This window comes from Candidatus Wallbacteria bacterium (genome assembly GCA_028687545.1).
Taxonomy (GTDB): Bacteria; Muiribacteriota; JAQTZZ01; order JAQTZZ01; family JAQTZZ01; genus JAQTZZ01.
Map to the genome: position 1 here is coordinate 1 of JAQTZZ010000013.1, position 14,922 is coordinate 14,922.

The following is a 14,922-nucleotide window of genomic DNA, read 5'->3' on the forward strand; positions in this document are numbered from 1 at the left end:
TACGGGATGTCTGGAACAGCGCAGACGGAAAGAACTGGACCCAGGTAACTAACCAGGGCCCGTTCAGCGCAAGATTTGGGACCTGCGCAGCTTATGACGGCAGATTGTGGCTCTCCTGCGGGAAAACGACAGGTGGAGGAACAGTTGCCGATGTATGGTATACAAAGGATGGGGTCAGCTGGACCCAGGCTGTGTCTACTGGACTCACCTCTCGATATTGCCATTCTATGACTGCTTTCAATGGCTCATTGTGGATCATTGCCGGATCTACCGGATCTGCTCCTTACCTGAATGACACCTGGAATTATTATGACGCGCCTGTCTTCGGGCAACTGACAGTGCAATTGAACCCAGAAGAAGCAGTGTCATCCGGAGCAGGGTGGAGGCTGGTTGGAGAAACTGGTTGGCGCGATTCCGGAACCAATGCACAGGTGCAGGAAGGAGATGGCTACAAGCTGGAATTCAGACAGACCGGAGGGTATTGCACACCAAATGTTCTGAAAGGCGTGATGCCGATTGACGGCACTGCCGAAAATGTGACGTATGCTGAATACAATCAGATCCTGAGCCATAACCTGACAGTAACGATCCTGCCGTCTGGTGCAGTTTTTTCAGGAGCAGGATGGAGATTATCAGGAGAAAATCTGTGGAGAGGTAGCGGCTCAAGCGTCAGCTTGATTGAAGGCAGTACCTGTACTGTGGAATATCGTGATGTGATCGGCTATAGCCAGCCTGAATCCGTGCATGGAACCATGGAGGCTGGAGATATATCTGTACCCTGCATCTATCAGGCTGTCCCGTGGACCCAGGGCCAGACAGCAGGATTCGGCGGACGCTACGGTCATGGGAACATTGTCCTGAACGGGAAAATGTTCGTGATTGGCGGATACGACGGAACGTACAGACATGATGTCTGGAGCACAATCGATGGTTTGACCTGGACCAAGGAATGCGATGCTCCTTTTAGTTCCAGATACCTATTCGGCTGCACAGTTCATGAAGGTAAGATCTGGATTGCAGGCGGGAATGCTAACACCGTCCTCAAGTCAGATGTCTGGCAGAGCGCTGACGGCAAGAACTGGACTCAAGTAACTGCTGACGGAGGATTCACAGCCAGGAGTGCTGCAGGGCTTGTGTCATTTGACGGCAAACTCTGGCTGATTGGCGGATGCATAACCGGAGGTGCTAGCAGAAATGATGTCTGGAGCAGTGTAGATGGAATTACCTGGACCAAAGAATGTGACGCTCCTTTCACAAGTCGTTTCTGCCATGGCACAGAAGTGTATGCCAATAAAATCTGGGTGGTTGGCGGATATACAACAACCAATAACACTTATTTGAAAGACGTCTGGAACAGTTCAGACGGGAAGATCTGGACTCAGGTGAGCAGCCAGAATCCTTTCAGTGTCAGGTACGGGACCTGTTCCTCATACAATGGAAGATTGTGGCTCTCCTGCGGGAAGACCTATGGAGACACGACAGTTGCAGACATCTGGTACACGAAAGATGGAGTGAACTGGACCCAGGCTTATTCAACAGGCCTTTCTCCAAGATACTGCCATTCCATGACACCATTCAACGGATCTCTCTGGATCATTGCCGGATCTACCGGTACTACTCCATACCTAAACGACACCTGGAGTTATTACGAAGCTCCTGTGCTCGGACAATTGACAGTGCAATTGAATCCTGCTGATGCGGTGGCTTCAGGCGCAGGATGGAGGCTGACGGGTGAAAGCGGGTGGCGTAATTCCGGCACAAGCGCATCAGTGCAGGAAAGCGATGGCTACAGGCTGGAATTCAGACAGACCGGAGGATATTGCACTCCAAATGTTCTGAAAGGCGTGATGCCGATCAACGGCACTACCGAAAATGTGACTTATATTGAATACAATCAGAACCTGAGCCACAACTTGACAGTAGCGATCCTGCCGTCTGGTGCAGTTTCTTCAGGAGCAGGCTGGAAGCTGTCCGGCGAAAACCTATGGAGAAGCAGCGGAGCAAGCGTCAGTCTGAATGAAGGCAGCAGCTATATTGTGGAATATAGAGACATTGTCGGATACAGCCAGCCGGAAATTACTTATGGAACTATGGAAGCTGGAGATGTGACGGTAACTTGCACATATCAACCTGTATCCTGGACCCAGGGCCAGACCGCAGGGTTTGGTGGACGCTACGGGCACGGAAGCGTGGTACTGAACGGGAAGCTGTTCGTAATCGGCGGATATGATGGAACATACAGGCGCGATATCTGGAGTACCGGTGACGGCATTGCATGGACCAAAGAATGTGATGCACCTTTTACAGCTCGATATTCTTTTGGTTGCACTGTGCATAATGGCAAGATCTGGATTGCAGGTGGAGGTGTAAGCACTGGGGTCAAGGCTGATGTCTGGCAGAGCGCTGACGGCAAGAACTGGACACAGGTAACTGCAGACGGAGGATACGGAGCAAGGAATGCAGTAGGGCTGGAATCGTTTGGAGGTAAGCTGTGGCTGATCGGCGGATGCATAACAGGTGGTGCAAGCAAGAATGATATCTGGAGCAGTGTCAACGGAGTCACCTGGACCAAGGAGTGCGATGCTCCATTCATTAGCCGCTATTGCATGGGCACTGCAGTGTATGCCAACAAAATCTGGGTGGTAGGCGGATATACTACAACCAATAACACTTATTTGAAAGACGCCTGGAACAGCTCTGATGGAATGAATTGGACCCAGGTGAGCGGCAGTCAGAATCCGTTCAGTGTCAGATTTGGAACCTGCACAGCATACGACGGAAGATTATGGCTCTCCTGCGGGAAGACCACAGGTGGAACAACAGTAGCAGATGTCTGGTACACAAAGGATGGAGTGAACTGGATTCAGGCTCCTACCACAGGTCTTTCTCCAAGGTATTGCCACACCATGACGGCATTCAACAACTCTTTGTGGATAATCGCAGGATCGACCGGGACCACACCATACCTGAATGATACCTGGTGCTATTTTGATGATCCGGATAAGTATTTGCTGTCAGTAACAATCACACCAAGTGCTGCAATTACTGCAGGTGCGGGATGGAGCATTGACGGCGGAAACACCTGGAAGAACAGCGGAGAATCCCCACAGGTTGCTGCTGACACCACTTTTGAGATTACATTCAAAAATGTTACAAACTACGTCACACCTGCCGGCATTGCAGCGACAATGGAGAACGATATCCAGGAAACAGGCAACTACCTGCCTGTTTATGGAGCACTGTGGCACCAGATCAATGGCAATGCAGAATTCTCACCACGGTATGGTGCAGGTGCAGCTGCCTTTATAAATGAACTCTGGGTCACAGGAGGATTCAATGGCACAGCTTATTACTCGGACGTCTGGCATTCTGTTGACGGCATCAGCTGGAACCAGGCTACTGAATCTGCAGGCTTTACTCCGAGATACGGACACAGCTGCCTCTCATACAACGGCATGCTCTGGGTGATCGCAGGTTTTTCCAGTACAGGCTTGAAGAATGATGTCTGGTGTTCAGCTGACGGCATAACCTGGACTCAGGCTATAGCAAACGCCGGATTCACTTCAAGATACGGCCAGGCCGGTTTCATCTTCAACGGCAAAATGTGGGTGACTGCGGGCTACGACTACACCGGATCATTCAAGAATGATGTCTGGTATACAACTGACGGGACTAATTGGACCCAGGCAGCAGGCAGTGCAGCTTTTGCGGCCCGCGCTTCACTCTCCGGCACAGTCTTTGCCAACCGTGCCTGGCTGATCGGAGGCATGCTGAGCCTCAATTCCAGCGCAGATGACGTCTGGAGTTCAATTGATGGCATCAACTGGTTGGAAGCTGTAAGTTCAGCCAGTATTGGCGCAAGAAGCGCATACTCTCTGGCCAGCTTTAACAGGAAGCTCTGGATTGTCGGTGGCATCAGGCCTGATCACACGATGCTGAGCGACATCTGGGAATCTGAAAATGGCTTGAACTGGATCAGGGCATCTGAATTCTCAGGCATGTCAGCCAGATGCTCACATCAGCTGCTTTATTTCAATAACAAGATGTGGATCATTGCAGGAAACGATGGCATTCCGAGAAATGATGTCTGGTATTCTGAGCTTGAATCTCCGGCCTTCCCGGTGAATCTCTACCTTGATTCCACTGAAATCCTCGTACCTCTGGAAAGTGAATACCAGCTGCCTTGTACTGCAGAGGTTCTATACAACGGCGGCACAAATGAAGCGCACGACATCACCTGGTCTCTGACCACAGGCGGAGGGACTTTAAATGGGAATGTCTATACTGCGCCTGCTGTAGCCGATACAGCTGAACTTACTGCAACATACTCTGAGTATGATACGACGTTGACCACAGAAGTAAGAGTGATAAGCCAGGAGTAGTAACCTTGTGATAGCTACCAAAATATTGAAGAGGTGAAAGTCATGATAACTGGAGCAATCCTATGAAAAAATTTGTGGTGACAGGCGGGGCCGGATTCATCGGGTCCGCACTGGTAAAATTCCTGAAAAAGCAGGAACCTGACAGCAAAATCGTGGTCGTGGACAATCTGAGCACAGGCAGAATCGACAATCTTTTCGAGATCACCGGGCAGTATGACATGGAGCGCCTTGACATCCGGGAGTTTGAAAAGCTGGGCCGGGTGTTTTACGGCGCTGAGGCAGTCTTCCATCTGGCGGCCCTGCCGTCCGTGCAGATGAGCATCGAGGATCCTGTGCTCACTCAGGCCGTGAATCTCGGAGGAACCCTCAATGTGCTTGAAGCTTCGCGGAGGAACAAGGTGAAGAAAGTCGTGTTTTCCTCCTCCTGCGCAATCTACGGAGACGGCGAAAACCTGAGCGAAACGGCTCCGGACAGGCCGCTGTCGCCATATGCGCTTCAGAAGCTGGCCTCCGAGAAGTACTGTCAGCTCTATCATGAATTATTTAAACTGCCTACTGTCTGCCTGAGATACTTCAATGTCTTTGGTCCGGGCCAGGACCCCAAGTCCGACTATGCGGCAGTGATCCCCAGATTCATTACTGCAGCCAAGGTCGGAGAACAGCTGCGGATTTTCGGGGATGGAGAACAGACCAGAGATTTCATCTATCTGAAAGACATATTGCGGGCGAATATCACGGCTTTGAAAAAGGAAGCTGACGGAGGGATTTTCAATGTAGGCAGCGGCACAGCTGTCTCGATCAATACACTCGCTCAGACGATTCTTTCGCTGACAGGCAGTAAGTCGGAAATCAAGCATGAGCGCCCGCGCCCTGGAGATATCAGGCATTCTCTCGCCAGAGTGGAAAAAGCCGCAGCCGCGCTTTCATTTAAAACAGAAGTCTCCCTCAGCGAGGGACTGAAGCGCATGATCGAGAGATTTTGAAGAAAACCTTAAAATATCAGCAGACTAAGTGAGAAGAACAGAAATACACTTGCCAGTATCAGATTCGCTAGTATCGGATTTTGTTTCAACATGTTTTTCCACACCAGCTTTCAAAAAGCTTAAATTGATCAATTCTGCATAATTTATGCCAAGACATTTCATCTGTCAAGACAAAAAATGGACCGCAGACCTGAACTTGTTTTGATATTTTACGATAACTATTAAGAGAGTTAAAAAATCGGACTGAAACGAGGAGACAATATGAATTTTAAAATGTGGGTTCTGATATTTTTCGCAGTTCCGGCTCTTTTGGGATTTACCTCACAGAAACCGGCTGATACCGGCAATTCGCAGCCTCAGGTAAATCAGAAAGTCAGAAAATCCACCCAGACGGTCGAAATCGGAGTCATACGGGGGAAAACTTTTTCAACTCTGGATGAACTTCTGCAGGGAGTTCTGAAGAAGCATCATGCCTATATCAAATCCCTGAAGAAAGATAAATCCGGAAGATATCAGCTGGATGCCATAGCCTGCTCATCAACGATCAAGAGCGTGAGCGGTTTTTATACTGATCTTTCAGATTCGAAGCAGGTCAGCGAGATTTTTCTCAGGCAGGCCAGCAAGCTTTCTGATCACAGCTGGGAGTTCTGGCTGGAATTCAGGAGTGAGCTTCCGGCAGTGAAGATCTGCACAAAATAATGTACAATATCTTTTGTGGCTAAGAAAGTCAGTTTCCTAGATAAATTCCAGTTCGTATTCGGTACCGCTCTTTTCTGTTTCTGCATTTTTCTACTGGTGCGGTCTCTGGGACATTTCCGTTACCGTGACATCATGCGGGAGATCGGCAATCTCCCGCTTGAAAATATTCTGCTGGCAGTTATTTTAACATTCGCCAACTTCATGGAATTTATCGTTTATGATTTCCTGGCGATCAGGAATTTTCAGCACAAGGTAGGGACCCGCAGCCTGGTTTTCGGGACTTTCGTAAGTTTTTCGGTGGTGAACACAGCCGGTTATTCGTTGATCACAGGCTCAACCCTGCGCCGCTTCCTGTATCGTGATGCGCAGCTGACTTATCTTGACTGCCTGAAAATAGTGGTTTTCAACGGTATCACATTATTATTGGGCTTGATCCTGATGAACGGGATCGGATTTTTGTTAAACGGAGGTTATATAGCCGGCAGGCTGCAGATCCCGAAATCCAATGTCCAGGTCGCTGGTTTCGTATTTTTGCTGATGATCTGCCTGTATGTTCTGGCAACAATATTCTATAAGAAGCCTTTAATCATCAAGACTGCTGAATTCAGACTGCCTTCACCGGCAGTGACTCTCGGGCAGTTCCTGCTGGGTGCGCTTGATCTACTGCTGATCGGTTCGGTCCTCTACTGCTTGCTGCCCGCCAGATTCAATCCCTCATTTTTTCAGTACTTCAGTGTTTTCCTGCTTTCCTTCCTCTCCGGAATCATCAGCACTGTTCCCGGGGGTCTGGGAGTGTTCGAACTGTGCATGGTTTATTTCCTTTCCCCGCATTTGTCGCAATCGGCGATTCTGGGTTCTTTACTCGCTTTCAGGGGGATCTATTACCTGTTTCCCCTGCTGCTGGGGCTGGCCACTTTCACGATCCACGTGCTTGTGACAAAAAAGTGAAGTGATTTAATGGGTTTCAGATCCTGGATCAGAGAAAAGTCCGCTCAGTTGAAGACACGGATCAGGGTCATTTCCGTCGCTGCCCGCGATCCGAGGACTCCATGGTATGCCAGGATGCTGGCGCTGACCGCAATCGGTTACGCTCTCTCCCCGATCGACCTGATACCGGATTTCATACCTGTGCTTGGACAGCTTGATGATCTGATCATAGTCCCGCTGCTTCTTTATTTTGCAGTGAGGCTGATTCCACGGGAAGTGATGGCAGAGGCCGAAAAAATGGTCTCAGAACCTGCTCCATAAGTCTGCTTCAGTCTGACAATTTTGCACTGGATTTTTTATAAATATCTGATACATTATTACAAATTATAAAAATACAGAAATTGAGGAGGGCAGGTGCAGGCGATTTTCCGCACTAAGAGTGTTGATCAGCTGGTCAGCGATACCCGGGAAAAAGGGCAGATTCTGAAGAAGGTTCTGGGTCCGATGGATGTCACAATGATTGGAATTGGTGCCATTATCGGAGCAGGAATATTCACGATGGTGGGCCGCGCAGCAGTCGGATCCGCCGATGGATCCGTGACTGGTGCCGGACCTGCATTGATTATTTCATTTATCATCACTGCAATTGCCTGTGGCTTTACGGCATTCTGCTACGCAGAATTTGCCTCGATGGTACCTGTTTCAGGAAGCGCATACACATATTCCTATGCCACAATGGGAGAACTGGTAGCCTGGATCATCGGCTGGGACCTGATCATCGAATACGCGATAGGCAATGTGGCTGTCGCCATAAGCTGGGCAGGATATTTCAACGATTTCATCAAGAGCATCTTCGGCATGGAGATTCCGATCTGGCTCAGGATAGATTACAGGACTTTCATGCAGAAAGGGTTAGATATCAATACGGTACCTCACATCGGCGGGATTCCGATCATTTTCAATCTGGCGGCAGTTGGCATCATAGTGCTTCTGACCATTATCCTGGTGCGCGGGATTAAGGAAAGCACTCGCTTTAACGATTTCATGGTGCTGATCAAGCTTGCGGTTCTTGCGCTCTTTGTAGGTATCGGTATTTATTACTTCAAGATTGAAAACTGGCAGCCGTTCGCTCCAGGTGGCTTTACCGGCATTCAGGTCGGTGCGGCGACAATCTTCTTTGCCTATATCGGGTTTGACGCTGTGTCAACTGTTGCGGAAGAATGCAAGGATCCGGCCAAAGATATGCCGATCGGTATCATCGGCTCTCTGGTGGTCTGTACTATTGTCTATATCCTGGTCACCATGGCCCTGACCGGCATGGTGCCTTTTGCCGAACTGCGCAACAAAATCGCCGAACCTCTGGTAGCAGGACTTGAATATAATCATGTGAGTTACAAGCTGATAGCCTTGGTTTCACTGGGCGCGATTGTGGCTCAGACTGCGGTACTGCTCGTCTTTCAGATGGGCCAGCCGCGTATCTTCTTTTCCATGAGTCGCGACGGCCTACTGCCTGAATTTTTTGGCCGTGTACACAAGAAATTTCAGACCCCGCATGTTGCCACAATCATTACCGGAGTGGTTGTCGCCATTCTTTCGGCGTTCTGCAATATTGATGAAATGGCAGATCTATGCAATATCGGCACACTTTTTGCCTTTATTCTGGTTTGTGCAGGTGTGATGATCCTGAGGATCAAGGATCCGGATCGGCACAGGCCCTTCAAGGCTCCAGGCGGACTTTTGTTTCCGATTCTGGGCATTCTGTTCTGCGTCTATCTCATGTTCGGGCTACCCTGGATTACTTGGAAGAGATTCATAATCTGGCTGGTGATAGGGCTGTTGATTTACTATTCATATGGTCAGCATCACAGCAAGCTTAGAAAAAATCCAGCTGATAACTAATTGATTTAGAATTTCAGGTTTGAAGTTCAGGTTCATGGGAGGATGCGAAAAACTGCCGCTTTGATCTGTTTTTCAGATGAAGTACATGTTAAGTTTGAACTTAGAGGAGCTTCCATCTGCAGAATCAGATGCCTAGACTTTTTTTAGATATGCGGTCAGTTCCAGCGCTTGGGTTTTATACCAGCGGCGCAGGTTGAACAAGTCGCGGTTTTTGTCTATATTGAATTGATTCTCAGTGCATTTAAGATGGCGGTAAACCCACCACTCCAGTTGATTCACGACTGATTTTGTGTCTGAGTCGATCAGCGGAAAATTGAAATTCTGGCCTGAACCTTCGAGCATGTAATTGATCTGATAGAGTTCCGGCCTGAGTTCCGGATAATTCGGAAAAACAGCCAGAAATTCATTCTTCATTTTCAACAGCAGGGTACCATATCCGAAGCGGAGATTGACGTCCTTTTCCATGAAACGGGTTTTAATTTCATTATATGGGGAATAATCGCCCTTGATCATCCTGTCGATGATCCGGGAGGCGAGATTGTCGGTTTCCCTGTCAATCTCTGCAGCTGTCAGGGAGTATCCTGCCTGAACCCTGGCTGTCTCTGCCGGTATTTTCTGCTCCAGCAGTAAGAGATGCGCAGAGATCTGAATCAGGCTTTCAGTGAGATCCATTTTGTTACGGATGTCCAGCGCTCCGTTATCATCCTGCACCGGCTTTGTGTAGCGGTAATTTTTAATGTCAGAGAAAAAGGGCCGGCCCGGAGGGTCGGCGGAAGACTGGAGAATAGAGACAATTAACCAAAAAAATAAAACCGCACCCTTCATGGCGCCTCCAATGCAGGCTTTTATATGTTATCGCATGAATATCCGGCGTAATCAAATAGGGGTGAACAGTTGAAAATCCACTGTGTTTCCGCTACCATCCAGGATATGAAATTGCACCGGCTGTTCAGCGTATTTCTCTTTTCCACCCTGCTCTGGAATTCCCTGGCAGTTTCAGCACTTACCGGCACCATCCCCTTACAGACAGGCTGGAATCTGATCAGCCTGGGCCTTGAACCATCCAGTCCGTCAATTGAAGTGATCTTTGCCGGTGTCCCAGCCATGAAATATGTAATGGGTTTTTTCAGGAGTCCTTCGGACTCAGGGGTAGAAGGGTTCAGAACCTACATGAACATTGACGGGTTGCGGGATTTTTCCACACTTACTGTGATGGATGCATTTCATGGCTACTGGGTCTATCAGACTGCCTGCGGAACCCTGGAAATTACAGGCTTAGCAATTTCTAATTCCACGGAAATCATTTTATCCCCTGGCTGGAATCTGGCAGGTTACTGGCTCCAGTCCGACAGCAGGCTGCCGCTCACGCAGGAGGAAACCGGAACTGTGATTGATTCCGTCTTCAACCAGACTGCAGCGAACGGGACTGTTAAATACATCATGGGATTTTACAGGACAGACCTGGGCGCAGGAGATGGATTCCATACTTTCATGAACAATCAGGCGATCTCATTTTCCACGCTTTTCTCCCTGGACCCTTGGCATGGTTACTGGTTTTACATGAATGATCAGGCTGATCTGAAATACGGCCCTGACCTGGCCTGGGAATTAAAGATCCTGGACTGGATTGCTGTCTCGCCTGATTCGATCAGCGTCGGGACTGATGATGTGCTTGACCTTCAGAATCTTTCCGTAACCGCGCATTATACTGATGAATCTCAGAATCCTGCCTTTGGTTCGAGCTGGACAGTGAAGAGCGGAAGCGGTGCTATAAATGGAAGAAATTATCTTGCTCCTTCGACAGCCGGTTCTGCAATCCTGCTGTGCAGTTATACAAAAGGCGGGATCACTGAAACCGCCGAATTATCGGTGTCAGTGTTTGAAAAAAAACGCAGCCTGACAGTCAATCTCAGCCCTGAAGACGCCATCCTGGCCGGCGGCAGGTGGAGCATCAATGGAGGAGGCACCTGGCTTTCCAGCGGATCAGTTGAAAACCTGGCCAAAGGGACAGAGTATCTGATCACTTTTAAAAATGTCGGTTATTTTACTACCCCTCAATCTATCTCAGGCACAATTACAGCAGACACGGTTGTTACGGGAGCATACATCTTTCAGGATCCGTATCCGAGCGTTGCAGTCACGGACATCAACGGCACTGCAGTCACAATGAGCACCCCTGCCGGCGATGCCTCAGCTATTGACAGCATCCCTGCTTTTGAGATTCCACAATATTCAAGCTCAGTCACACAGCTTTTCTCAACCACATTTGACACTTCAGGCAACACGAAGAGCTTTTCCACAGCGATCCAGTATGTAATCACAGGCTCGGTCAGCAGAGCCACAGTTGAGCTTTCGAGCCTGAATTACAACGTGCAGACAGGGATGTTCAGTATTCCGAATGATGCTAAGGTCTATGTCTCTATCAACCAGAACGGGACAGTGGGAGCCGTTAATTATGACAATCTGTACGAAAAAATCTTTACCATCTCAGAGCACAAACTGAATCTGAATCTGACTCAGCCCTTGCTCAATTCTCTCAATTCCATGATCAACGGGACTGTCCAGAGCGGGCGGATCTATAATTTTTCGCTGATTATCAAGAACACATATTTTTATGCCAGAGGCGGCCGTTACAACCGCGTCAACGGTTCAATCCAGTATTTACCGCAATAAAAACAGAATGAATATGATCCCACTTAAAAACTTACCAACATACTAACTTACCAACTTCTTGCAGGAAACAAGGAGTATCAGAGTTTCGTTACCACCATTATTTCACATTCCTTTTCCAGAAAAATATTGCTTCCCGCTGGTATTTCGGGTCGGCCTCAAATCCGTTATAGCGTTCCGGAGCGAGCCGCACAGCGTCGATCCTGCCGCCCAGTTCCATGATTTTCCGCTTGGCCTGATGCAGGTTGTCCACTGCAGTGGAATCCCTGACGCCTGCGAAAAGATAAAAATTCTTCAGGGAAAGCGGCAGGTCGCCATGCAGGGGGTTGTTCAATTCAGGCATCACTGTTCCTTCCTCATAACCGTAAGCTGAGATGAAAAGCTTGTATAGCCCGGTCTGCTTTTTCGTGTCGAGCAGGGCCAGCGCAGGGCAGATGGTGGCTGCGCGTCCCGGGCAGTAAAGAGCAGAGCTTTTCAGATCCCCATACTCACTTTCCATCAGATAAGAGAGAGCATGTTCTGCCGCTTTGTAGACTGTTTCATAACCAAGATAATCGAAGTAATCCAGACTGTCGTGGCTTTCATTCACCAGATCAGCTTCGGGATCGGTGTTCTGCTTTTCGGATTGCCGGATATCGGAGAAAAGGCGTTCTGTGCTGCTTTTTTTACTCTTTTTACTGGTCTTGGTCAGAGAGGATTTCGGCCATCCCCACTGAAGGGAAATCAGAGCGAAATTCTCCAGCCTGGCAGTATCAAGCAGATCCAGGATGGTCTTATAAGCGCTGCCGTTCGCCCCATGCAATGCCACCATCATCAATCTGTCCGGAAGATTCTTGAAATCCGGGGGCAGCCAGTATACGAAAAAGGTTTTCTCAGAAGGCAGATTGACGATTCTGCAGCCATTGAGTTTAGCCTGCCGATAGTTGGCCGGATCCCCTTTGCAGATTTTCAGGCCGTCTTCCTTGGTTTCATATGGAAGCGGGACTTTAGGCGCAGGCGCGACTTTATGGCGCTTCGATTTCGCAGCGCAAGGTGCTATCAAAATCATGATTAAAAAGTACAGCAGGTATCTCATTTTCCCTCCAGGAAAGATCTATGATAATTTTTCACGCTACCTGAAAAATCTGAACAGCCAGTCAGTCAGCAGGCCCAAATGGTCTACTTTTCCGGGAGTTTTTTCAGTGTAAGGTTTTTTCAGGAAAGTGATGGCGATCAGCGCGAACGGAATCAAAACCAGCACTACCAGAAGTTTTAATAAAAGAGCCATTATATGCTTGGGAATACTTTCTTCAGATCTTTTTCGACATCTTCAGGCTTGCCGTACTGGCCGTATTTTTCCACCAGTCCGTCGATCTTTTCAAGTTTCTGCTGGTCGATCTTGAAATAGTCGGCTACGAAATAAATAAAGTCTTCCTCACCTTCTGCCAGTTCCTCGTCAGCTCCTGTCAAAGAGAGCAGTTCGTACATCAGTTTGACCTGCGATCCCAAGTTGCCGAAAGGCTTCAGAGCCTGGCCGAAGTCGAAATCCCCATTATCCAGATTGGATATGCCTGTTTCCTTTTTGATCCTGGACAGGTTTTTTTCTTCCTCTTCAGTCAGGATATTGTCGGACTGGGCGATCCGCTTCGAAAGTGCCAGAAGCGATTTTTTCTGCTCAGGGTTGAAAGATTTTTCAAACATTTGCACCACCTGGAAAAAATAAGATTTTTCTAATGATAAACGGGAAACAGGGAAGATTCAATCCCCGCAGTTTACAGTGAGCTGCATGAGAAGTAGAATATCAGAATCAAATTTGATACCTGAACCCATCGGCTTTGGAGGAGGATTTGTGAGCCATGCTGTTGTGACGATAGTGGAGGGGATTCCGAAAATCCTGCCCAAGATTATCCATTATCAGGCGGCTCCCAGCCAGGTCGACATCATGTCCAAACTGCTTTATTCGCATACAGGCGCGCTGGGGGCTTTCGCCTTTCTGGCAGCCGGTGCAGGTGCAGCACTTGCCAAGGGGTACATTGAAAAAGAAATTCTCAAGCGGGAGCTTGCGCGGCTGCAGGTGCAGCTGAACGGCAGGGCAGCCTGCCTGGAAGAGGAAGACCGCGCCAAGCTGAAGCTGGAACTTGGCGAACTGGAGAGATTCGGTTCAGAGCTGCTCTCAGAATGCGACTGCTGCATGCTGGAACTGAAACAGGCAGCTGATTCATTGAAACTGATTATCAAACAGTATCAGTTGACCAAACAGAAAATTGAATTTCTGAAGCTTGAAGAGCTGGAACATGGAGTCCTCGTTAAGGCGTCTGAAGCGGAAGTGGACGCTCTGTTCCTGGCGGCTGAAAACCTGCCTGAACTCAATCAAAAGAAGGAAATCCAGCAGCTGAAGAAAATCCGGACTGAAAAAAGCACTGACAAAGCAAAAGAATGTGTTAAGCTCGACCGAATCCGGCAAAAGCTTCAAGAACTGATCAGTATCAATCAAGTGCAGAAAGAAACGGCTGGAATCGGCTTCGCTGAAGCCGCAGCCCTTGCTGTGAGCCGCAAGTCCGGTAAGATCAGGAAACTGAAAGCCGATTTCCGTAAGTTTTACGGGCGGATCGGGGAACTGGACCCGGATACCCAGGCTTTATTATCAGAACTGGCCGCAGAAGCCGAGGGAACAGAATCCCACGAGCGTCTGCAGATGATCAGGGATGAAGCGCAGTTGAAATATGGAAAGCTCAAGGAAGATCTGGCCTGGGACAAGGTCTGCAGGGAAGAGCTGGAATGGCTGGTGGAGCAGTTGATTGAAGTTCCGCAGGCCGGGGCGGTCCTGGAGAAAGTGCGGAAGTTACTCGCATCCAGAATCGTCACCAGGCAGGAAACTGCCGGAATCTCCAAGCTGGTAAGCGAATTTCTGGCAGAGCAGGCAATGCGGGAAGCCAAAGAACAGGAGCGGGTAGCTGATTCAGTCCGCCAGGCATTGGAAGCGCTGGGCTATGAAGTGCTGAAGGATTTTCCAGGCGATGATCTGGCTGCTAGATTAAGTCGGGGTGAGGCGGTTTATCTGGATTCGAAATGGAGCGGATATAAAGTGCTGCTGAAAATGAGCCGGAATGGAGAGCTGATCACCAGGCTGGTGCGGGTGGTAGGAACACCGGATGAGCAGAAAAGGATCAGTGCGGATCAGCGGCAGAAGGACAGGGAAATCTCCCTGGAATGGTGCAGGGACTATGACAGATTCAAAGCGAAACTTTCTGAACTTGGCTTCAAGCTGGAAACAAAACTGAGACTTGAACCCGAGGAAAATGAAATCCAATACATAGTGGATGAAAAGATTGCCAGCCGGGACAAGAGAGCCGTCAGTCAGAATGAAAAAAAGGAAATTTGAA

At 48.8% G+C, this 14,922-nt stretch carries 11 protein-coding genes and 1 pseudogene; 8 read left to right on the forward strand and 4 right to left on the reverse strand.

Annotated elements, in window-relative coordinates; translation table 11 throughout:
- The 6 genes and pseudogenes from PHW04_07785 to PHW04_07810 form a co-directional block, all read left to right on the forward strand.
- The coding region (locus PHW04_07785) for a hypothetical protein (GenBank protein MDD2715776.1) at positions 1-4,382 on the forward strand (4,382 nt) is incomplete at its 5' end.
- 62 nt (positions 4,383-4,444) lie between these two features.
- Positions 4,445-5,365 (forward strand): NAD-dependent epimerase/dehydratase family protein, encoded by a 921-nt coding sequence (locus PHW04_07790; protein MDD2715777.1) that lies wholly within the window; start codon positions 4,445-4,447, stop codon positions 5,363-5,365.
- 261 nt (positions 5,366-5,626) lie between these two features.
- A complete protein-coding gene (locus tag PHW04_07795; GenBank protein MDD2715778.1) occupies positions 5,627-6,064 on the forward strand; it encodes a hypothetical protein in 438 nt (145 codons plus the stop codon).
- Positions 6,065-6,079: 15 nt separating this feature from the next.
- Positions 6,080-7,012, forward strand: a complete 933-nt coding sequence (locus tag PHW04_07800) for a lysylphosphatidylglycerol synthase domain-containing protein (GenBank protein ID MDD2715779.1) — start codon at positions 6,080-6,082, stop codon at positions 7,010-7,012.
- Positions 7,013-7,060: 48 nt separating this feature from the next.
- Positions 7,061-7,279 (forward strand): annotated as a pseudogene (locus tag PHW04_07805) (YkvA family protein).
- Positions 7,280-7,405: 126 nt separating this feature from the next.
- Entirely contained in the window at positions 7,406-8,890 is a 1,485-nt protein-coding gene (locus tag PHW04_07810; GenBank protein MDD2715780.1) for an amino acid permease, read from the forward strand.
- A 132-nt stretch (positions 8,891-9,022) separates the two neighbouring features.
- On the opposite strand, the gene PHW04_07815 is transcribed toward PHW04_07810, so the two are convergent.
- Entirely contained in the window at positions 9,023-9,715 is a 693-nt protein-coding gene (locus PHW04_07815) for a hypothetical protein (GenBank protein ID MDD2715781.1), read from the reverse strand.
- 105 nt (positions 9,716-9,820) lie between these two features.
- On the opposite strand from PHW04_07815, the gene PHW04_07820 reads away from it, so the two are divergent.
- On the forward strand, positions 9,821-11,563 hold the full coding sequence (locus PHW04_07820) for a hypothetical protein (protein ID MDD2715782.1): 1,743 nt from the start codon (positions 9,821-9,823) through the stop codon (positions 11,561-11,563).
- 97 nt (positions 11,564-11,660) lie between these two features.
- On the opposite strand, the gene PHW04_07825 is transcribed toward PHW04_07820, so the two are convergent.
- The 3 genes from PHW04_07825 to PHW04_07835 are packed head-to-tail and all read right to left on the reverse strand — an operon-like array spanning position 11,661 to position 13,240.
- Complete coding sequence (locus PHW04_07825) at positions 11,661-12,635, reverse strand: hypothetical protein (protein MDD2715783.1); 975 nt, start codon at positions 12,633-12,635, stop codon at positions 11,661-11,663.
- Positions 12,636-12,671: 36 nt separating this feature from the next.
- Positions 12,672-12,827 carry a hypothetical protein gene (locus tag PHW04_07830; GenBank protein ID MDD2715784.1) on the reverse strand — a complete coding sequence of 52 codons (156 nt, stop codon included), beginning with the start codon at positions 12,825-12,827 and terminating at the stop codon, positions 12,672-12,674.
- Positions 12,827-13,240 carry a hypothetical protein gene (locus tag PHW04_07835; GenBank protein ID MDD2715785.1) on the reverse strand — a complete coding sequence of 138 codons (414 nt, stop codon included), beginning with the start codon at positions 13,238-13,240 and terminating at the stop codon, positions 12,827-12,829. Before PHW04_07835 ends, PHW04_07830 begins: the two co-directional genes overlap by 1 nt.
- A gap of 148 nt (positions 13,241-13,388) precedes the next feature.
- On the opposite strand from PHW04_07835, the gene PHW04_07840 reads away from it, so the two are divergent.
- The gene (locus tag PHW04_07840) at positions 13,389-14,921 is read left to right on the forward strand and encodes a hypothetical protein (protein ID MDD2715786.1); all 1,533 of its coding nucleotides are present in this window, start codon (positions 13,389-13,391) and stop codon (positions 14,919-14,921) included.
- Position 14,922 lies beyond the last annotated feature (1 nt).

Coding starts and splice junctions, on each gene's coding strand:
- PHW04_07825 (MDD2715783.1), bottom strand. CDS start 12,635: ATGAGATACCTGCTGTACTTTTTAATCATGATTTTGATAGCACCTTGC.
- PHW04_07790 (MDD2715777.1), top strand. CDS start 4,445: ATGAAAAAATTTGTGGTGACAGGCGGGGCCGGATTCATCGGGTCCGCA.
- PHW04_07815 (MDD2715781.1), bottom strand. CDS start 9,715: ATGAAGGGTGCGGTTTTATTTTTTTGGTTAATTGTCTCTATTCTCCAG.
- PHW04_07830 (MDD2715784.1), bottom strand. CDS start 12,827: ATGGCTCTTTTATTAAAACTTCTGGTAGTGCTGGTTTTGATTCCGTTC.
- PHW04_07795 (MDD2715778.1), top strand. CDS start 5,627: ATGAATTTTAAAATGTGGGTTCTGATATTTTTCGCAGTTCCGGCTCTT.
- PHW04_07835 (MDD2715785.1), bottom strand. CDS start 13,240: ATGTTTGAAAAATCTTTCAACCCTGAGCAGAAAAAATCGCTTCTGGCA.
- PHW04_07820 (MDD2715782.1), top strand. CDS start 9,821: ATGAAATTGCACCGGCTGTTCAGCGTATTTCTCTTTTCCACCCTGCTC.